This window comes from Halorubrum sp. CBA1229 (assembly GCF_003721435.2).
GTDB lineage: Archaea > Halobacteriota > Halobacteria > Halobacteriales > Haloferacaceae > Halorubrum.
The window spans coordinates 1839181-1859315 of the sequence record NZ_CP054585.1; the positions used below are offsets into that span (position 1 = coordinate 1839181).

General features: G+C 71.1%; 17 protein-coding genes. 11 read left to right on the forward strand and 6 right to left on the reverse strand.

Annotated features, from left to right (window positions below; all coding sequences use genetic code 11):
• Nucleotides 1-51 precede the first annotated feature (51 nt).
• Complete coding sequence (locus Hrr1229_RS09140; protein WP_123113191.1) at nucleotides 52-1998, forward strand: OB-fold nucleic acid binding domain-containing protein; 1947 nt, start codon at nucleotides 52-54, stop codon at nucleotides 1996-1998.
• A gap of 27 nt (nucleotides 1999-2025) precedes the next feature.
• Here the strand turns inward: Hrr1229_RS09140 and Hrr1229_RS09145 are convergent, their stop codons facing one another.
• Nucleotides 2026-3750: a phospholipase D-like domain-containing protein gene (locus tag Hrr1229_RS09145; RefSeq protein WP_123113190.1), complete on the reverse strand. Its 1725-nt coding sequence runs from the start codon at nucleotides 3748-3750 to the stop codon at nucleotides 2026-2028.
• Nucleotides 3751-3816: 66 nt separating this feature from the next.
• The gene (locus Hrr1229_RS09150) at nucleotides 3817-5307 is read right to left on the reverse strand and encodes a HEAT repeat domain-containing protein (protein WP_123113189.1); all 1491 of its coding nucleotides are present in this window, start codon (nucleotides 5305-5307) and stop codon (nucleotides 3817-3819) included.
• Between the two features lie 248 nt (nucleotides 5308-5555).
• Here Hrr1229_RS09150 and dpsA point away from each other — a divergent pair, with 248 nt between their 5' ends.
• Nucleotides 5556-6104 carry a DNA starvation/stationary phase protection protein DpsA gene (gene dpsA / locus Hrr1229_RS09155; protein WP_123113188.1) on the forward strand — a complete coding sequence of 183 codons (549 nt, stop codon included), beginning with the start codon at nucleotides 5556-5558 and terminating at the stop codon, nucleotides 6102-6104.
• Nucleotides 6105-6208: 104 nt separating this feature from the next.
• Here dpsA and Hrr1229_RS09160 read toward each other — a convergent pair whose 3' ends face one another.
• Nucleotides 6209-6622, reverse strand: a complete 414-nt coding sequence (locus tag Hrr1229_RS09160) for an Lrp/AsnC family transcriptional regulator (RefSeq protein WP_123113187.1) — start codon at nucleotides 6620-6622, stop codon at nucleotides 6209-6211.
• 96 nt (nucleotides 6623-6718) lie between these two features.
• On the opposite strand from Hrr1229_RS09160, the gene carA reads away from it, so the two are divergent.
• Nucleotides 6719-7780, forward strand: a complete 1062-nt coding sequence (carA, locus tag Hrr1229_RS09165; RefSeq protein ID WP_123113186.1) for a glutamine-hydrolyzing carbamoyl-phosphate synthase small subunit — start codon at nucleotides 6719-6721, stop codon at nucleotides 7778-7780.
• A gap of 205 nt (nucleotides 7781-7985) precedes the next feature.
• A complete protein-coding gene (surE, locus tag Hrr1229_RS09170; RefSeq protein WP_123113185.1) occupies nucleotides 7986-8891 on the forward strand; it encodes a 5'/3'-nucleotidase SurE in 906 nt (301 codons plus the stop codon).
• A gap of 41 nt (nucleotides 8892-8932) precedes the next feature.
• On the opposite strand, the gene Hrr1229_RS09175 is transcribed toward surE, so the two are convergent.
• Nucleotides 8933-9160 carry a hypothetical protein gene (locus Hrr1229_RS09175; protein ID WP_123113184.1) on the reverse strand — a complete coding sequence of 76 codons (228 nt, stop codon included), beginning with the start codon at nucleotides 9158-9160 and terminating at the stop codon, nucleotides 8933-8935.
• 379 nt (nucleotides 9161-9539) lie between these two features.
• On the opposite strand from Hrr1229_RS09175, the gene Hrr1229_RS09180 reads away from it, so the two are divergent.
• The 7 genes from Hrr1229_RS09180 to Hrr1229_RS09210 all read left to right on the forward strand — a co-directional run bounded on the left by Hrr1229_RS09180 (nucleotide 9540) and on the right by Hrr1229_RS09210 (nucleotide 17492).
• On the forward strand, nucleotides 9540-11300 hold the full coding sequence (locus Hrr1229_RS09180; protein ID WP_123113183.1) for a glutamate--tRNA ligase: 1761 nt from the start codon (nucleotides 9540-9542) through the stop codon (nucleotides 11298-11300).
• A gap of 161 nt (nucleotides 11301-11461) precedes the next feature.
• On the forward strand, nucleotides 11462-11791 hold the full coding sequence (locus Hrr1229_RS09185) for a ferredoxin family protein (protein ID WP_123113182.1): 330 nt from the start codon (nucleotides 11462-11464) through the stop codon (nucleotides 11789-11791).
• Nucleotides 11792-12015: 224 nt separating this feature from the next.
• Nucleotides 12016-12891: an electron transfer flavoprotein subunit beta/FixA family protein gene (locus tag Hrr1229_RS09190; RefSeq protein WP_123113181.1), complete on the forward strand. Its 876-nt coding sequence runs from the start codon at nucleotides 12016-12018 to the stop codon at nucleotides 12889-12891.
• Between the two features lie 2 nt (nucleotides 12892-12893).
• Nucleotides 12894-14537, forward strand: coding sequence for an electron transfer flavoprotein subunit alpha/FixB family protein (locus tag Hrr1229_RS09195; RefSeq protein WP_123113180.1), 1644 nt, complete (start codon nucleotides 12894-12896; stop codon nucleotides 14535-14537).
• The gene (locus tag Hrr1229_RS09200) at nucleotides 14530-16239 is read left to right on the forward strand and encodes an FAD-dependent monooxygenase (protein ID WP_123113179.1); all 1710 of its coding nucleotides are present in this window, start codon (nucleotides 14530-14532) and stop codon (nucleotides 16237-16239) included. The genes Hrr1229_RS09195 and Hrr1229_RS09200 overlap by 8 nt, the downstream gene beginning before the upstream one ends.
• A gap of 1 nt (nucleotide 16240) precedes the next feature.
• Nucleotides 16241-16651 carry a hypothetical protein gene (locus tag Hrr1229_RS09205; RefSeq protein ID WP_123113178.1) on the forward strand — a complete coding sequence of 137 codons (411 nt, stop codon included), beginning with the start codon at nucleotides 16241-16243 and terminating at the stop codon, nucleotides 16649-16651.
• Between the two features lie 106 nt (nucleotides 16652-16757).
• Entirely contained in the window at nucleotides 16758-17492 is a 735-nt protein-coding gene (locus Hrr1229_RS09210) for a GNAT family N-acetyltransferase (protein ID WP_123113177.1), read from the forward strand.
• Nucleotides 17493-17518: 26 nt separating this feature from the next.
• Here Hrr1229_RS09210 and Hrr1229_RS09215 read toward each other — a convergent pair whose 3' ends face one another.
• Together Hrr1229_RS09215 and tmcA are read right to left on the reverse strand one after the other, a co-directional pair.
• The gene (locus tag Hrr1229_RS09215) at nucleotides 17519-17707 is read right to left on the reverse strand and encodes a hypothetical protein (RefSeq protein WP_123114874.1); all 189 of its coding nucleotides are present in this window, start codon (nucleotides 17705-17707) and stop codon (nucleotides 17519-17521) included.
• A 59-nt stretch (nucleotides 17708-17766) separates the two neighbouring features.
• Nucleotides 17767-20088, reverse strand: coding sequence for a tRNA(Met) cytidine acetyltransferase TmcA (tmcA, locus tag Hrr1229_RS09220; RefSeq protein ID WP_123113176.1), 2322 nt, complete (start codon nucleotides 20086-20088; stop codon nucleotides 17767-17769).
• Nucleotides 20089-20135: the final 47 nt, after the last annotated feature.

Sequence of the window (20135 nt, forward strand, 5' to 3'; positions counted from 1 at the left end):
GCAGAGACGCGAGAGAACAGGCTTAACACCGCCCGTTCCCGAAGGCCTTCCATGAGCGAGAACACCGCCGGGGATTCCGGCACGCGGGGCGATTCGAGCCCCGAACCCGACGCCGACGCGGCGAAGGGGGCGGCCGACGACCGGCCGATCGTCTACGACTTGGCACCCGACTGCACCCTCGAGGACGCCGAGATAGACGCGCTGTATCACGCCGAGGTCAACGGCGTCGTCGACTACGGCGTCTTCGTCGACGTCTCCGACGCCCTCTCGGGGCTCGTCCACGAGTCGAACATCGACGGCGACTACGCGGTCGGCGACCGACTGATCGTCCGGCTGACCGAAGTGAAGGAGAACGGCGACGTCGCGTTCGACGACGAGGCCCCCGACGACTACCGCACCGAGACGGTCGCCCACGAGCCGACGGTCTCCCGCGTCCGCGGGCTCTCCCCGGGCGACGAGGTCACCGTTGAGGGCGAGGTCGTCCAGGCGAAACAGACCGGCGGCCCGACGATCTTCGCCGTCGCCGACGCCTCCGGCGTCGTCTCCTGCGCGGCCTTCGAGGAGGCCGGCGTCCGCGCGTACCCCGAGGTCGCGGTCGGCGACATGGTCCACGTCAGCGGAACGGTCGAGACCCGCGAGAACGCCCTCCAGCTGGAGGTCGACTCGCTGCGGCGGCTCCCCGACGAGCGCGCCGCCGAGGCCCGCGAGCGGTTCGAGGCCGCGCTCGACGAGCGCGCCGCGCCCGCCGACGTCGACCCCCTCGTCGAGTGGGAGGCGTTCGAGCCGATCCACGAGGACCTCCGCGAACTCGCCCGGCTGCTCCGCCGGACCGTGCTCGCCGGCCGCCCGATCCGCGTCCGCCACCACGCCGACGGCGACGGGATGTGCGCGGCGATCCCGGTCCAGCTCGCCTTGGAGAACTTCGTGACCGACGTCCACGAGGACCCCGACGCGGCGCGGCACCTGTTCAAGCGGCTCCCGAGCAAGGCGCCGTACTACGAGATGGAGGACGTCACCCGCGACCTGAACTTCGCGCTTGAGGGGCGCGCCCGCCACGGCCAGAAGCTCCCCTTCCTCCTGATGCTCGACAACGGGTCGACCGAGGAGGACGTCCCCGCCTACGAGAACCTCGCACACTACGACATCCCGATCTCCGTCGTCGACCACCACCACCCCGACCCCGAGGCGGTCGAGCCGCTGCTCGACGCGCACGTCAACCCGTACCTCCACGGCGAGGACTACCGGGTCACCACGGGGATGATGTGTGTCGAACTCGCCCGGCTGATCGACCCCTCGATCACCGAGGAGCTCGAACACGTCCCCGCGGTGGCCGGGCTCTCCGACCGCTCGAAGGCGGAGGCGATGGACGACTACGTCGCGCTCGCCGAGGACGCCGGGTACGACGAGTCCGACCTGCTCGACATCGGCGAGGCGCTCGACTACGCCGCCCACTGGCTGCGCTACTCCGAGGGGAAGACGCTGGTCAACGACGCCCTCAACGTCGGCTGCGACGACGAAGGGCGCCACGAGGAGCTGGTCGAGTTCCTCTCCGAGCGCGCCGAGCGCGACGTCGACCGCCAGCTCGACGCGCTCGACGACCACGTCGAGCACGAGCGGCTCGCCTCCGGCGCGCACCTCTACCGCATCGACCTCGACGAGTACGCCCACCGGTTCACCTACCCGGCGCCCGGGAAGACGACCGGCGAGCTCCACGACACCCGCGTCACGGAGACGGGCGACCCCGTCATCACGATCGGCTACGGGCCGGACTTCTGCGTGCTCCGGTCCGACGGGGTCCGCCTCGACATCCCGAACATGGTGACCGAGCTGAACGAGGAGCTCCCGGAGGCGGGCGTCTCCGGCGGCGGCCACCTCGTCGTCGGCTCGATCAAGTTCGTGAAGGGCCGCCGGAGCGCCGTCATCGAGACACTCGTCGAGAAGATGGCCGAGGCGGAGATCGACGAGGCGCTCTCGTCGACGGCCGCGCTCGACGACTGACGCGGTCCCCCGGAGTTTTTCGGGAGCTCACGCGAATTCTACTTCCCGCCGCGCGACGACGCCGGCGCCCGCGACCGCGGCCCCGAGACCGCCCACGAGTCCGACCGGCAGATGGACCCCGCCGCCGCGCCAGTCGGCCGCGTACGCGCGAGCGTAGAAGTCGGCGACCGCCTCGTCTTCTATCGCGAGCAACACCTCTCGGTTCTCCGTCGCGGCGCCCCGATTCCAGTTGAGGCTCCCGACGATCGCCGCGTCGTCGACGACGACGCCCTTGGCGTGGACCTTCCCGTACCGGCCGCGCGGCTCCGCGACGGCGACCTCGACCGGCTCGTCCGCGAGCGCCTCGACGAGCGCGCGGTTCTCCTCCCGGTCGTACCACGCGTTCGACAGCAACAGGTGAACGTCGACGCCGCGGTCGGCGGCCCGCCGGAGCGCGCGGACGAGCCGGTTGTCCGGGCCGCCGGTCCGGGGAACCAGCGCGAGCACGCGGTCGTCCGCGGTGTCGATCCGCTCGACCAAGCGGTCTGCGCCGTTCCCGGGGGCCGTCAGGAGTTCGACGTCAGCCGTCGTCGGCGGAGGGGCCTCGAACCGCGCCGGGTAGCTCCCGTTCGCCGTGCCACCGTCGTGGAACTCGGCCGCCGTGCGAAACGCCTCCCACGACCGGGCATCGGCCGCCGCGGCATCGGCGCGGAACAGCGCGGCGAGGTCGTCGGCGGTCGTCTCGCCGGCGGGCGCAGACCGGGGCGTCCCGGTGACGACGCCCCACCCCCGGTTGGTTCGGCCGCCGGTGCCCGACGGCTTCCAGTTCTCCGTGAGGACGACCGCGCGGTCGTCGGCGACGGCGTACTTCGCGTGGTGGAAGCGGAACCGCTCGGGGTCGCCGTCGAGGACGCGCACCTCGACGCCGGCGGCGGCGACCCGGTCGAGGAGCCGCGCGCTCCGCGCGGAGAACCCGCCGACGGGCGACCCCTCGACGAGGACGCGCACCTCGACGCCGCGCTCGGCGGCGGCGACGAGGAGGTCGGCGACGCGCTCGGAGCCCAGCGTGTAGCCGGCGAGCAGCAGCCGGTCTTCCGCCCCGCGAAGCGGCTCGATCGGCATGCCCGGACTGTCCGGGAGCACGAACGGGCGCACGGTCGCGTTGGGCGTGCGGGCCGCGGACCGTGCGTCGTAGCCGCGCGGCCGCCACTCGCCCCAGTCCGCGCGCCAGCGGTGGCCCTCCGGCGCGCGGTCGTAGTCGACCACGGCGACCGCCGTCCCGTTCCGCCGGAGCGCGATCCGGTCGCCGGACGCGGCGAGCGGGAAGTAGCCGTCGAGCGCGCGGAGCTCGGGGGTGCCGGCGCCGTCGTCGTGGGCGCCGTGAACGCCGACCGCGCTCTCGTCGTCGAGCAGCGGCGTCGTGTTCGCGGGGTCCATCGAAAGCGCGACGACGCCGCTCGCGTTCGCCGGGATCGCCGCCTCGTGGTAGCCGTCCGAGAGCGACCAGTTCCCGCGCTCGGGGAGCCGGACGACGAGGTACTCGCCGCGGTTCTCCGACGCCGTTGGGTTCGGGAACAGCTCGAGGATCCGCGGCTGCTCAGCAACGAGGGTCCGGTTCTCCGGTGCGCCGCTCGCTCGATCGGTGACGGCCACCGAGTGGTTCCCGGCGTCCGCCGCCGCGACCGGCGCGGCGGCCGTCAGGACGAGCAGCCCGAGCGCGACGGCGACGCTCGCGTTCGAGTCGCGTGCGGGACGAGACGATGCGGACGACACACCGGGGCTGCCCGCGGTATCTGATAAAAAGAACCGGGCAGTTCACCCGACGGTCAGGCCGACGTGTCAGGCGGTCGCCGACGCGGCGTCGAGCGAGCGCTTGGCCTTCTCGCCCTCGGTCGAGATAATGAACGACCGCTCGTCGGCGTACTCGGCGACGGTTTCGAGGGCGTCGCGGGTGCCGATCTGGCGGAGCGCCCAGCCGGCCGCGGCGCGCACGTCGTCCGAGCCGTCGCCGGCGAGCACGTCCGCGAGCGGGTCGACCGCGCGGGCGTCGCCGATGAGCCCGAGCGCGCGAGCCGCGTGGGGACGCACGAGCTCCTCGGTGTCGTCGTCGACGAGCGCGTCCGCGAGCGGCTGGACCGCCTCGCTCGCGCCGATCTCGCCGAGCGACTTGAACGTCGCCTTCTGGAGCTGGGGGTTCGACTCCTCCGGGACGTACTCGACGATGGTCTCCGTCGCCTCGTCGGCGGCCATCTTCCCGAGGATGCGGATCGCGAACTGGTCGCGCTTCTCGGCGCGGCCGAGCAGTTCCTCCACCGACGCCTCGGTCTTCCCGCGCTTGCCCATGCGTTCGAGCGCCTCGAGGCAGTGCCGCTCCATGAAGTCGGAGGTGAGCGAGTCGAGCGCGAGCAGGACCATGTCGACGTTGCCGCGCGCCTCGTGCTCTTTCAGCGCCGACCACTCGACCGGGTAGTCCTTGTAGTGGCCGAGCACGTCGTAGTACCCCTCCGCGCGGAGCTGCTCGTGGGTCTCGAGGTCGTCCCACTCCTCGGCGTCGTCGAGCCCCGCCTCAAGCTCGTCCGTCGCCTCGATGAGGGGGGCGATCGTCTCCGCGTCGCCGTCGGGGTCGAGGTCCGCGTCAGCGACGCCGGCCGCGACGGCGTCGAGGGCGGAGACGAGGGCTGCGACGCGGTCGTCTTCGGAGGTCGGTTCGCCGGCCTCATTCGTGTCGGCGTCATCCGCGTCGGCGTCGTCGCTCTCGCCGTCGGCCGCCGCGTCGGCCGAGGCGTCGACGGCGGCGGGGTCCGTCTCGATCTCGTCCGCGTCCACCCCGTCGTCGACGGCGTCCGCGGCCGCCTCGACGAAGTCGGTCACCGCGTCGGCGGCGTCGTCGATCCCGGCTGCCGTCCACTCGGTCTCCTCGAGCGTCGCCCCGGCGCTCTCGATCGCGTCGACGACGTCCTCCGCGTAGGGGCCGCGCGCCGCCTCGACGCCCTCGCGAAGCTCCGCGACGCGGTCCTCGAGGTCGCTGCGGGGGTCGTCGGCGTCCTCGTCGTCCTCGTCGGGCTCGGGGAGGTCGGCCTCCTCGATCCCCGACTCGGCGTCGTCGAGGAGCGCGTCGACGTCGTCGAGGTCCGCCTCGGTCTCGGCGTCGTCGAGGAGCGTCGAGATCTCGTCGAGGTACTCGTTTAAGGACTCCTCGGTCGCTTCGTCGGGAAGCGTGGGCGCGGCGGCCGCGTCCGTCGACTCGCCGGCGCCGGCCTCTTCCTCCGCGTCGTCTGCGGCGTCGGCCTCCTCGGAGGCGTCGGCCGGGTCGTCGTCGCCGTTGCTCATATACCACGAACTGCGCGCGTAGTCCATTAAGACGTTTCCCTTCGCGGCGATGCTGGATCCGTTTTTTAAGCCGTCTATATCCGCGGCGAGCGGGGGTCCGCTCGCGACGCTCGACAGAGGCGCGATCGCAGATCGGTGCGGACTCGTCGAGTCGGTGTGCAATCTGCAAAAATAATTTTCGTTATTTAGAAATCTGATTATCTTCGTGAAAACAGTTAAGTGACCCGCGCGCGTATGTAGAGGTAGACATGAGTACCCAGAAAGAGGCTCGACAACGCTACGGCGACGTCCACGAGAGCGAAGCGCTCCGCGTCCCCGAGGAGAAGGCCGAACAGCTCGTCGACGCGCTCAACACCGATCTTGCGGCGACGTACGTCCTCTACCACCAGGTGAAAAAGCACCACTGGCTCGTCGAGGGCGCCGAGTTCCACGACATCCACGTCTACCTCGGCGAGGTCGCGGCCGACCTCGAGGAGGGCGCCGACGTGATCGCCGAGCGCGCGCAGGCGCTCGGCGGCGTGCCGCTATCGGGCGGCGCGAACTACGAGGAGCACGCGCCGGTGAGCCCGGAGGACGCCGACGCCTACGACATCCGGACGGGGCTGGAGAACGATCTGGAGATGTTCGGCGACATCACGGAGATGCTCCGCGAGCACATCCAGCTCGCCAACAACCTCGGCGACTACAACACCGAGGAACAGCTCCGCGAGGTCCTCATGGACGTCGAGGAGCACGGTCACCACCTCGAGCACTACCTGGAGGACGACACCCTCGTCACCCAGGGTACGCTCGAGTAGACGCGCCGCGACCGTCTTCCGGCCGATAGGGCGCGTGCCGCGCTCTCGAATTCTCCCGCTATTTCGACCCGCTAGCGGCGGCGCTGACCGTCCAACCGATCGCCTTAGCCGAGCCGCTCGTTCAGGATGAGCCGCGTTTTCGTCGACTTCACCTCGTCCATCTCGCGGGCCTGCGAGATCAGCTCGTTGACGGCGCGCGTGTCGACGGCGTCGACGACGAGCACGATGTCGTCCTCGCCGGACACCTGCCAGACGAAGTCCACCTCCTCCCACTCGACCATCCGGTCGCCGACGGCGGCGGTGTCCACGTTCATCTCCACCGAGATCTCGATCATCGCCTTCACGTTGCCGGTGCGGGTCGTGACGGTGAACCGCTCGATGATCCCCTCCTCGGTCATGCGGTCGACGCGGTTGCGCACGGTTCCCTCCGAGGTGCCGACCCGGTCCGCGATCTCCGTGTAGGGAGTTCGCGCGTCCCGGCGCAGGATCGAGAGGATCCGGCGGTCGAGGTCGTCCATACTCGATTCACTCGCCCCGGCGACTTACTCGTTACGAATATCGTAACGAAGCTACGAACGACGCATTTATTACCTACTGCACGTACGTTTCTCGTAATGTCGGACGCCTATATCGCGCTGGCCGACGGACGCGTGCTCGAAGCGCGCGCTCGTGCGCCGGGGCGCACCCGCGGCGAACTGGTGTTCACGACCGCGTACACCGGCTACGAGGAGTCGCTCACCGACCCCTCCTACGCCGAACAGATCCTCACCTTCTCGTACCCCCTGATCGGGAACTACGGCGTCCGAAGCGAGCGGTTCGAGTCCGAGTCGGTCCAGCCGAACGCGGCGATCGCCCGCGAGCTGACCGACGACGTCGCCGAGTGGCTCACCGACGAGGAGATCCCGGCCGTCGACCACGTCGACACCCGCGAGATCGTCACCACCGTCCGCGAGGAGGGCGCGATGGCCTGCGGGATCGCCGCCGGCCCGGACGTGACCCCCGAGGACGCGGTCGCGGAGATGGAGGCGTGCGAGCCGATGAGCGACCACGTCGACATCGGCGCGCAGGTGTCTGTGACGGAACCGACCGTCCACGAGGGCGGCGGCGTCGCCGACGTCGCGATGCTCGACTGCGGCGCGAAGGGCTCGATCATCTCCTCGCTCACCGAGCGCGGCGCGGACGTCCACGTCCTCCCGTACGACGCGACCCCCGAGGACGTCGCCGAGATCGATCCCGACGTCCTCTTCGTCTCGAACGGCCCGGGCGACCCGGAGAACTTCGTCGCCGCCCAGGAGGTCGTCGACGCCTTCGCCGGCGAGCTGCCGATGGCCGGCATCTGTCTCGGCCAGCAGGTGATCACGAGCGCGCTCGGCGGCTCGACCGAGAAGATGGCGTTCGGCCACCGCGGCGTCAACCAGCCCGTCAGGGACCTCCGCAGCGAGCGGGTCGTGATGACGACGCAGAACCACGGCTACACGGTCGACGACACCGGTCCGCTCGAGGTGACGCAGGTGAACGTCAACGACGACACCGTCGAGGGGCTCGACAGCGAGGAGCTCGACGTCATCACCCGCCAGTACCACCCCGAGGCGAACCCCGGGCCGCACGACTCGCTCGGCTTCTTCGACGAGGTGCTCGATCTCGCGGAGGCGACCCCGCACGTCGCCGCCGACTGACCGTCGCCGACCGACCGCGGCCGCGCTCGTCGGTTCGAGACCGGAGACGACCCCGCCCGCCGTTTCCTCCGCTGACCGCCCCCGGAGTACCACCCGCCCGACGCCTGCCGGTTCCCGCGTCGGATCCCCGTTTTCATCCCTCTCTCTGCCACCGCGTTCGCCCGCTACCGGCGACGTTTTGACTCGGCCCGCCGCAGTGTCCTCCATGACCCGCGAGATCCTCCTCACCAACGACGACGGGATCGACGCCGTCGGGATCCGGGCGCTCTCGGACGCGCTCTCCCGCGAGCACGACGTGACCGTCGTCGCGCCGAAGCAGAACCAGTCCGGGGTCGGCGGCGCCCGATCGTGGTGGGAGACCACCGTGGAGTACACGGAGACGGACGCCGGCTACGCGGTCGAGGGCACGCCCGCCGACTGCGTCGCCGTCGCCGAGGTGGCGCTCGGGCTCGACCCGGACGTCGTCGTCTCCGGCTGCAACCACGGGCCGAACATCGGCGCGCACATCCTCGGGCAGTCCGGAACGGTCGGCGCCGCGATGGAGGCCGCGTTCCTCGGGACGTCCGCGATCGCCGTCTCGCTGTACGACCGCGGGAACCTCCCCGTGCCACCGACCCTCGACGCCGGCGACTTCGCGCTCGCCGCCGAGGCGACGCTCGACCTCCTCGACCGCGCGGAGGACGGGACGGAAGCGGGCGGCGACGGGGACACGGGAGGGCTGACCCTCCCGTTCGGCGCCGACGTGCTGAACGTTAACGCGCCGGCCGCGGACGACGAGACCGCGAGCGACCCGACCTATCGGCTGACGGAGCCCGCGCGCGGCTTCGACGTGATCGAGTTCCGACCGGGCGAGGAGGGTCCGAACGACGAGAACGTCCCCGAGGGATGGGAGTTCGGCGAGCGGCGCGGCGAGATGGGGATGGAGCTCCGCGACCGCTTCTGGCGGGAGTTCCTCCGCGGGGACGTCGCCGACGACGCGGGGTCCGACCGACTCGCGGCCGTGGAGGGCGAGGTGAGCGTCTCGCCGCTGTCGTCGTCGCGGTCGGTCGCCGGCGACCGCGCGGGCGAGGTCGTCGTCGGCGAGAAGCTCCCGCGAGCGGACGGGGACTGAGCGCAGGCGCGACCCGAGCGCTGTCGTCGCCGACCCGGTCCCTATCGTCGCCGACCCGGCCGCTGCGACCCGCCCGTGAACTCGTCGGCGAGGCGGCCGAGGTACCACACGAGCAGCGCTCCCAACACGATCCCGGCGCCGAGGGCGGCGAGCAGTTCCACCGGCGTCGCTCCCCACTGGAGGGCGATGAGCGGCGGCGAGACGGCCACGAGCAGGAGGACGCCGGCCTTGATCTTGCGGTTCCCCGCGTCGCGCTCCGCGTCCGACATGGGTCCTACCACGCCGATCCCTCCGCCGATAGGGGGGCGCGTCGGGCCGCTCTCGTGTCCATGCCTCACCCACGGCGCGACCCGACATCAAGCCGGCGAACCGCGACTATTCGACATCTTAACCTGTCCGTTGTTGATAAGCGTATCGACCGTTCACGGCCCGCTCGGTCCGAAATCGCCCCGTTCGGGCCGTGAATGGTCTCGGTCGTTTAAGTCCGTCCGGGCGCTGGTTCCTGACGCCCCTACCCGCGGACTCCCCCTCCGCGGCCCCCGCCGCGGCCGTCCCTCCGACGCCGTTTCTCTGGGCGTCCCTCCTCGGCAGCCTCCCGCAGGCCGCCGTTCCGCGGCGCTTTTGAGCCGACCCCGCCAACCGACGGGCATGGACGACGAACTCCGCGAGCGCGTCGAGGCGGCCGGCGAGGCCGCCGCGCTGTTCAACGCGCTCAAACACGGCAGCGACCCTGACGTGGGCGCCATCATGGGCCCGCTCATGGGCGAGAACCCCGAGTTTCGACCGCACGGCGACGAGATCCCGGGGGTCGTCGCGCCGGTCGTGAACCGGATCGCCGACATGGACGAGGCCGAGCGCCGCGACCGGCTCGCCGAGCTCGCGCCCGACAAGCTCGCGGAGCTGGAGGCCGAAGACGAGGAGGACGACCGCGTCCTCCCCGACCTCCCGAACGCCGAGCCGGGCGAGGTCGTGATGCGCGCCGCGCCGAACCCCAACGGCCCGTGGCACGTCGGCCACGCCCGGATGCCCGCGGTGATCGGGACGTACCAGGAGCGGTACGACGGCGAGTTCATCTGCCGGTTCGACGACACCGACCCCGAGACGAAGCGACCCGACTTGGACGCGTACGACGCCATCTTGGAGGACATCGAGTACCTCGGCTTCGAGGCCGACCGCGTGCTGAAGGCCTCCGACCGGCTCGACACCTACTACGAGCACGCCCGCGACCTCATCGACGCCGGCGGCGCGTACACCTGCTCGTGTTCCGGCGAGGAGTTCTCCGCGCTCAAGAACGACGCCGAGGCGTGCCCGCACCGCGAGAAGGACCGCGAGACGGTCCACGAGGAGTTTTCGGCGATGGTTGACGGCGAGTACGGCGCCGGCGAGATGGTGCTCCGCGTGCGCACCGATATCGACCACAAGAACCCGGCGCTGCGCGACTGGGTCGCGTTCCGGATGATCGACACGCCGCACCCGCGGGAGGCGGCGGCCGAGTACCGGTGCTGGCCCATGCTCGATTTCCAGTCGGGCGTCGACGACCACCTCACGGGCGTCACCCACATCATCCGCGGCATCGACCTCCAGGACTCCGCGAAGCGCCAGCGGTTCGTCTACGACTACTTCGACTGGGAGTACCCCGAGGTGCTCCACTGGGGCCACGTGCAGGTCGACGAGTACGACGTGACGCTCTCCACGTCGACGATCAAAAAACTCATCGAGAACGGCGAGTTGACCGGCTGGGACGACCCGCGCGCGCCGACGATCCGGTCGATGCGCCGCCGCGGCATCCGGGGGCAGGCCCTCGTCGACTCGATGACGGCGCTGGGGATGTCCACCTCCGACGTCGACCTCGCGATGTCGTCGGTGTACGCGAACAACCGCGACCTGGTCGACGACGACGCGGATCGGTACTTCCTCGTGCGCGACCGCGACGACGACCCCGCGGTCGGACTCGACGTGGTCGGCGGCCCCGAGGCCGGACACCCGCCGCTGCATCCCGATCACGAAGAGCGCGGCACCCGCACGGTCCCCGCCGGGCGCGTGCTGATCGAGGAGTCCGACCTCCCGGGACGCGGCGACCGCGTCTGGCTCAAGGGGTTCGGCTGCGTCCGATACACCCGGAACGCGTTCCAGTACGTCGGCGACGACATCGAGGTCGTCCGCGAGGGCGACGTCGACGTGGTTCACTGGGTCCCCGCGGACGAGAGCTTGGAGACGCTCATGCGCACGATCGAGGGCGACGTGCGCGGGTTCGCCGAGCCCGCGATCGCGGACGCCGCCGTCGACGACGTGGTCCAGTTCGAGCGCGTCGGGTTCGTCCGCCTCGACGACTTCGCCCCCGAGCCGACGGGCGAGGCGTACGGACCGACCGGCGAGGAGGACCTCGTCGCCTACTACGCGCACCCGTGAGCCGCCTCGGGCCGGTCCGCCCGCCGACCGACGGGTAGCCCGGTCGCCGTCGTCCCGTACGTCGGCCTCCGACGACCCGGCCCGTCGTTTTCGACCGTTCAGCGGCGTCTCCCGTCCCGTCGCCGGATTTATATGCCGAGCAGCGGAGTGTCCGTGTATACATGACCATCGACCCGAACTTCGAGGAGACCCGCGAACAGGTCGGTGAGGAGAACGGCGTGGCGGTGTGGGGCCCGGTCGACTCGCCGGAAGAGCTCGGTATCCGCGGCACCCACGTCGCCGTCGACTTCGACATCTGCCTGGCCGACGGCGCGTGTCTGGAGGACTGCCCGGTCGACGTGTTCGAGTGGGTCGACACGCCCGGCCACCCCGAAAGCGAGATCAAGGCGAACCCCACCAACGAGGACCAGTGTATCGACTGTATGCTCTGCGTCGACGTGTGCCCGGTCGACGCGATCGACGTCGACCCCGGCCGGGCCGGCCGCATCTGAGACGCCATCCGCTCCGTCGGTAACCTGCAACGGCCTCCTCCTCGCCGGTTGAAACTTCGAGTTCGGGCGTTCGCAACGGACTTTCCGCGGTTTCCCCTCGAAACGATACGTTCCTGCGGAGATTTTCCGGTACCGCGCGGTCGCGTCCGGTCCCGTCCGATCGCGTAACCTCGCACAAAGGACTATTAGGAATCGTGATAATCGTCGGCTGAGGAATACCAACGATGCACACAGTTGTCCTGACAAAAGGCGTCCCAGACTTCCGCGAGGGAAAGGTGGCGTTCGACGAGGACGGTCACCTGGAGCGCGGAAAGACGCCCACGGTCATGAACCCGAACGACAAGGTCGCGTTGCGGGCGGCGCTGCAGGAAAAGGTACGCCACGGCGGAACCGTCTCCCTGCTGAGCATGGGGCCGCCGGGGTACGAGGAGGTCCTCCAAGAGGGCATGCGAGAGGTGTACGCCGACGATCTCTATCTCCTCTCCGATCGAGAGATGGCCGCGGCCGACACCTGGGCCACGTCGATCACCGTCGCGACGGGGCTCTCGAAGCTCGACCCCGAGCCGGACCTGATCGTTGCGGGATTTAAGACGGCCGACGGGGAGACGGGGCACACCGGCCCGCAGACGACCTGGTGTCACCACATGAACGACGCGCTGCCCGACCGGTCGCTCGTGACCCACGTGGTCGCGCTCGACGTCGACCCGGAGGAGGAGACGCTCCGCGCGAAGCGGCTGGTCAAGGGCGACGTGGCGGAGATCGAGACCGTCGAGACCGACTTCCCGGCGCTGGTCGTCACCGACCCGGAGTTCGAGCCGAGCTACCGGAAGGCCGCCCACCAGCTCCGATATAAGGACCTCCGCGAGGAGACGACGGAGCGCGCGGCGGAGTACGAGGAGCACCTCACGACGTGGAACCACGAGGATCTCAACCTTGACCCGGACTTCATCGGGCTCGACGGGTCGCCGACGATCGTCGCGGGCGTGGACCCGATCGCGCAGGAGCCGTCGGAGCGCGAGGCGACGGTAGTCTCCCCGGACGACGCCGACGGAATGGACGCGGTCGTGGACGAACTGGCGCCGTTCGCGGGGGGTGACTGACGATGGTCGACATCGACCCCACCGACCACGAGATCGCGGACCTCGGCCCGAAGGTCAACGGCGTCGACGACCTCGGCGAGCTGGAGGAGATGCTGGAGCTGGAGCGCGAGGGGCCGGACCGCGCCCCGGTGAAGACGCTGATCGAGAGCCGGATCGAGACGCTGGAATCGGAGGCGGAAGGCGGTGACGAGGACGTCGATCCCGCCGAGGTCGACCCCGCGGAGCTGTCGATCGCGGAGGTCGCCAACATGGTTCGCGGGGTCGACGACCCCGACGTCCTCCGCGAGCTGCTCGACCGCGAACGGGACGGCGAGGACCGCGACGGCGCGGTCACGCGGATCGAGAGTCGGATCGAGGCGATCGAGGGAACCGAGCAGGGGGACGACGAGGAGGCGGCCGAGTACGTGCCGCCGGAGGAGAAACACCCGAACCTCGACCACCCGACCGCCGACAAGACGTACGTCGAGGGCGTCTCCGGCGAGACGTACCGCGACATGTGGGTGTACTGCGAGACCCAGCGGGGCGAGCTCGTCGACGCCTCGAAGGAGATCCTCGGCAAGGCCGACGAGCTGCTGGACGACTACGCCGAGCGATACGGCGACGAGGAGGACGTGATCGCGGTCCTCATCGGGGACGACGTCGCCGACCTCGCCGAGGAGGCGATCGCCTACGGCGCGGACCGCGCGGTCTACCACGAGGACGACCGGCTCGACCGCTTCCGGCACAAGCCGTACACGGAGCTGTTCGTGCACATGTGCCGGGACTTCGAGGCGGAGTGGCGCGACTACCACGAGCCCCGCTACACCGTGTTCCCGGCGACGCACAACGGGCGCGACCTCTCCGCGCTCGTGCAGGCCGAGCTCGACTCCGGGCTCGCCTCCGACTGCTCGGACCTGTACATCGAGGAGGCGATGATCTCCAACCCGGCGAAGACGGGGAAGCCGGGCGACAGCGAGGAGTTCGAGCGCGTGCTCCACATGCCCCGCCCGGACTTCTCCGGGTTCGAGTACTCGACTATCCTCTGTATCGACAAGCCGCACCGCGACTTCCACCCGCAGGGCGCCAGCGTCATCCCGGGCGCCTTCGACCTCCCCGACCCGGACCCGGAGCGCGAGGGCGAGGTCGTCGAACACGACCTCGACCTCCCGGACGACTGGTTCCAGGTCGACGTCGTGGAGCACGACCGGCTGGAGGAGGGCATCGACCTGACCGGCCACGACGTGATCGTCGCGCTCGGTCGGGGGATCGGCGACGACCCCACCGAGGGGATCGAGCTCGGCGTCGACCTCGTGGACGCGTTCGACGACGCCGCGCTCGGACTCTCGCGCGGCGTCATCACCGCCTCCTACGAGTTCGCGAGCCACGTCGAGGACTACATCAGCGAGGAGCGACAGATCGGCGAGTCCGGGCAGGTCGTCGAGCCAGACGTGTACGTCGCGGCCGGCATCTCCGGCGCGGTCCAGCACAAGGTCGGCATGGACGAGTCCGACACGATCATCGCGATCAACGACGACCCCGAGGCCGACATCCGCGAGTTCTCCGACTACTTCGTCGAGGGCGACTTATTCGAGGTGTTACCCCGGCTGACGGCGGCGGTCGAGGGCGACGGCTCCGTCGCGGCGATGGAGGGGGTGGCCGATGACTGACGCCGACGCGGTCGACGCCGGCGAATCGGCCGATCACGAGCACTACGAGGCCGTCGTCGTCGGGGCGGGCCCCGGCGGCGCGGCGGCGGCCGCGGCGCTGGCCAAGCAGGGCGTCGAGACGCTCGTCTTGGAACGGGGCGTCGACGCCGGCTCGAAGAGCGTCTCCGGCGGGCTGATCTACGCCGAGGAGTCCGCGCCCTACACGATCGACGGGCTGTTCCCCGGGTTCCGCGAGGCGGCGTCCGAGCGCCCGATCGACGAGTACCACATGCACAACGTCGCGGGCGACCGCGTGAAGACGTTCGACCTCGACCGGATCCACAACCACGACACCGACTGGTGTGACGCGGTGCTGCGCCGACGGATGGACTCGTGGCTCGCGGAGCGCGTCCACGAGCTGACCCGCGAGACCGGCGGCGGGCTGCTCACGGGGGTCCGAGTCAACGGCCTGCTCCGCGAGGACGGCGAGATCGTCGGCGTCACCTGCGACGAGCTCGACCCCATCCGCGCGGACCTGGTCGTCGCCGCCGACGGCGTCAACTCCGAGCTGGCGCGCGACGCCGGGCTCATGGACTGGGACGACCCCGAAGACTGGTTCCAGGGGGTGAAGGCGGTCGTCGACATGGAGCCCGACGTCATCAACGAGCGGTTCGACGTGGACCCGGAGGGCGGCGCGGCCCACCTGTTCTCGGGCGACCTGTTCGACGGCGTCCGCGGGGGCGGCTTCCTCTACACCAACGAGGACTCGCTGTCGATCGGGACGGTGTTCCACCTCGACTCGCTGACCGCACAGCGGGCGGAGCCGCACGAGCTGCTCGACGGCCTCCTGACGCATCCCCTGCTCGACCGCTGGTTCCAGGGCGAGTACGCGGAGCGCGAGTACTCGGCGAAGCTCGTTCCCGACTCGAAGAAGGTCGCACATCCCTCGCCGCACCGCGGGCGGCTCCTGCTCGTCGGCGACGCCGCCGGCCAGATGCAGGCGCAGGGGCCGATCATCAAGGGGATGAACCACGCCGTGACCGCCGGCGGGCTCGCCGCCGAGGCCTTCGTCGAGGCCCGGACGCGAGGGGACGCCTCGAAGGCGGGCGAGCTCTACGAGCGGAAGCTCCGCGAGGAGGGCGTGATGGAGAAGCTCCGCCCGCGACGCTACCGGGCGACACGGGCCGTCTCCGAGCACGACGCCGTGAACCGGATCGGGAGCGCCTTAGTCGAGTCGTCGCTGGGCGCGGCCGGCCTGCGGGCCTTCGACGGGCTCGCGGAGCGCGCGTTCAACTCCCCGCTGCTGCTCGGGATGGTGCCGGACACCCGGTTCTCGTACGTCGACGTGCCGACGCGGATCGCGGAGGTCCTCGGCGAGCCGATCGAGGAGCGCTCGCCCGCCGACGACGAGGCCGGCGTTCGTCCGCCGGACCTCGCGGACCGGATCGGCGACCTGACCTACGACGTCGGTGACCCGCACATCGAGCTCCGCGACGAGAGCTACGAGGCGAGCGGGGCCGCCGTGACCGCCTGTCCGGTGAGCGCCGAGGAGTTCGGCGGCGGCTGCTACCGCGACGAGACGGTTCGGACGAACGGCGAGGAGAAGCGCGTCGTCAGCCTCGACACGCAGCCGTGCGTCGAGTGCGGCACCTGCGCCGTCGTCGCAGACACGGAGTGGGAACACCCCAGCGGCGGCAAGGGCGTCGAGTTCAAGGAAGGGTAACGTGGCGGGGACGCGCTCTCGGTACGCCGACCGGATCGCGTCGCTCGCGGCGGACGCCCGCGCCGCGCGCGAGCGGTTCGGGGATACCGAACTGACGGAGCTCGAACTCGCGGGAACCGCCGTTTCGGACCGCGAGGAGGCGGCGCTGGTCGCGGCGCGCGACGGGCTCGGGCCGGTCGTCGGCGTCTACGTGGAGGCGCGCACGGCGGACGAGCCGGTCAGGTTCTCCGGGCGGGAACTCGACCGCCTTCACGCCGCGACGAGCGACTGGCTGGCGGTGTACGCCCGGTGTCGAGGGGTCGACGCCGACCCGGACGCGACCGTCCGCGAGGCCGCCGAACTGCTGATCGACACGCACGACATCACCGACGTGGCGGCGCTGCTCACGGGGACGCATCGCGACGAGCCGTGAGTCGCGGGCCGCCGCGAGCTGCGACCCCACGCCCGCGGTCAGGCGAAGTAACAAACACGATCGATCGTGGGGAATACTTATCTGTTGTTGTGTGGTACCACGAACCATGGAGCTCGCGCAACGCGTTTCGATCGAGAACCGTGACCGGAAAGACATCTACGAGTACGTGGAGCGGCGCGGGTCGGTCTCGGCGGAGGCGGTGCGCCGCGAGCTCGGATTCGACGAGGAGGCGTTCGGCCACCACCTCGCCGTGTTGCGACGCGACGGCTACGTGCGGGAGGACGAGGGCGAGCTCGAGATCGCGTTCGACACGGACTCGGGAGTCGTCCACAAGCACGACGACGACGGCCGTTTCACGATCCGGACCGCGCGACAGGCGGACCTCTCGGGGCTCGTCGGCATCATCCGGCAGGTGGCGAACGAGGGGTCGTACATCGAGGCGGAGACCGTCGCCGACCTGATCGATTACGAGGAGATCCTGTTGCGGAACAACAGCGCCGAGTCGCGGATGTTCTTCGTGGCCACCGTGGAGGAACAGGTGGTCGGCTGGGTCCACCTCGACCTCCCACAGACCGGGAAACTCCGCCACACGGCGAAGCTCACGGTCGGCGTCCTCGACGAGTACCGCGGCGGCGGAATCGGGACGACGCTGCTGGAGAAGGGGTCAACCTGGGCGCGCGAGAACGACTTCGAGAAGCTGTACAACAGCGTCCCCGCCACCAACGAGGAGGCACGGAACTTCTTGGAGACGCACGGGTGGCACACCGAGGCGACCCGCGAGGACCACTACAAGATCGACGGCGAATACGTCGACGAAGTGATGATGGCGCGGTCGCTGTAAGCGGTCCCGAACGCCTTTTCAACCCGTCACGGCCACGCGTCCTCGTGACCGGAGAGCGGCTCCGCGACGACGCCGTCCCGCTGGGCCAGCGCCCGCGCACAGGCCGGGCAGACGGCGCGGTCCGCGTCCCACGGCACGCGCAGGCGAACGGCCGCCGGCCGGTCGCAGTCCGACTCCGTGCAGGTGGTCGGGGGATCGTTCGCATCGGCGGTCATACCGGCTCTCCGTTCGCGACCGCCTTCGGTGTTGGCCCCGAACCGCCGCGGCCGCGGGGTCACTCGACGGTGAACCGGTCGCGCTCCGAGAGCGCGAGCTCCGTCCCGTACCGCTCGACGAGCGGCTCGTACGCGTCGCCGAGCGCGCGCATGCAAGCGGCCGTGGAGACGTAGCCGAGCTCGTCGGCGACCGACGCGCCCGGCCGACCCTGTAACACCTTCCGGACGAGCAGGCGTCGCTCGCGGGCGTCGAGGGCCGAGCCCGCCTCGGAGCCGTCGTCCACGCCGACGAGCGCCGCCATCGCCAGGTCGCGGAACGCGCCGGGGGCGCTGTCGTACATCCCGGGGCCGAACGACGCGCCGACGACGGAGCGCCACTCGGTCTCGGTCAGGTCAACGGGGACCGGCGCCGGGCAGGCGCGGAGCACGCCGGCGACCACGTCGGGGTCGACGTCGCGGTGGGCGTCGGAGAGCCCGTCGCGCTCGCGGTCGCGGAAGGCGGCGGCGTGGCGGTCGAGCAGGTCCCGGCCGGCCGCGGTCACCGGTCGCACCATGATCGCCGAGTACTCGCCGGAGGCGTCGTTGCGGGAGGTCGAGAGGTGGACGGTCCGGTAGCCCGCCCGCCGCCAGAACCGGAGCAGGCGCGGGGTCGCGCCGTAGCCGACCGAGAAGTAGTCGACCTCGTCCCGGTCGCCGCCCCCCGCGCCGTCGACCCCACCGCCCGCCCCGCCGAACTCGGCGTGGATCTCCTCCAGCAGGCGGGAGCCGAACCCCTCGTCCCGGACGGCGTGGTGGGTCGCGATCCGGACGGTCCGAATCCCCCGCGGCTCGGCGGCGCCCTCGTCGCGAAGTTGGCTCGTGAGCACGTCCGGCACCATGTTGCCGCGGACGCGCTCGCCCTCGTACATCGCTCGGCGGGTCTCGGCGTCCAGCCCGCCCTCGCGCGCGAGCAGCGCGACCGCGACGACCCGCCCCTCGGCGACGAGCGCCCGCGCCGAGAGGTTCGGAGCGTCGAGCAGCCGCGCGAGGTCGTTCGGCTCGGTGCGGTAGTGAGCGGCGACGAGCAGTCCGAACGCCTCCCCGAGCAGGGTCTCGTCCGCGAGCAGGTCGTCGGGCGCGAGCGTCCGGTACGTCGCGTCCGCCACCGCCGTTCCCGCGACCGCCTCGTCGACCGCCGGCCGCGCGTCGAGCAGGAGCGCCCGCGACGCCCACGCCTCGACCGGGTCGTTCCGCGCGTACCGGATCGGCTCGTCGAGGCGGACGTCCCGCACCGCGAGCGGGCCGTCGAGCAGCCGCTCGCGGAACCGGATCGCGAAGCCGCGGCCGGCCCCCTCGTAGCCGTGGACCGTCGTGCAGAACGCGACCGAGAGCGACCCGTCGAGGAACCCCTCCAGCAGCCGCACCGGGAGGGCGGCCGCCTCGTCGACGATCGCGACGTCGGGGTCGCCGGGCAGCTCCGCGGCCTCGGCGGGCGGCAGGTACCGCACGCGCCCGCCGCCCGGCGCGTCGACGCGGCGGTTCTCCCCGAGCGGAGCCCCGTCGCTTTCGGCGTCGGATCCCCCGATCAGCTCCTCGGCCCGCGCGAACACCTCGGCGGCGTTGCGGGCCGCGGGGGCGGTGACGAGCACGTCGGCGCCGGCGAGCGCGAGCGCGCCCGCCGCGAGCCCCGCCGCGCTCGACTTCCCCCGCCCGCGGTCGGCCTCAACGACGACCGCGTTGCCGGGGGTCGACAGCGACTCGAACGCGCGCACCGCCCGGACCTGATCGGCCGTGAGACACGCCTCGTACGCCGCGGCGGGGAACGTCGCGTCCGGCGGGACGGTCGGTTGGCTTCTCGGGCCGGCTCCGTCTACCGGCCCGCCGGTCAGCCCGTCCCGCTCGACGACGTCGTCCTCGCCGCCGTCCTCCCCGAGCGAGACGATCGCGATCCCCGGGTGCGCGCGCAGTGTGTCGACCAACCGCTCGCGAAAGCGCCCCGTGACGTCGTCGATGGTATACGGCGGGACCGCCAGCGAGTCGTCGAAGCGGTCGCGGACCGCCGGCCACTCGTCGAGCGCCGGCGTCAGGAGGACGAGGAGGCCGCCGCCGTCGACCGCGCCGACGCACCGGCCGAGCGCGTTCGGGACGAACCGCTCGTGACAGTCGAGGACGACGATCTCGCGGGTGCGCCCGAGCAGCTCGTCCGCGTTCCGTGGCCGGTGCTCCTCGAACCGGAACCCATCGCGCGTCGAGACGACGGCGGTCGAGTCGGGGTCGACCGCCTCGATCGCGTCGTACGCCGCGTCGATCCCGCGGTCGTGGTCGCCGGCGCACACGAGGACGCGCCGCTCGTTCGCCGCCTCCGCCTCTCGTTTCGCGTCCCGCGCGAGCCCCGCGATCATTCGTTCGGTCGTCGTTGCCGGGGGCCGGGGATGTGTCTTGCCCTCCG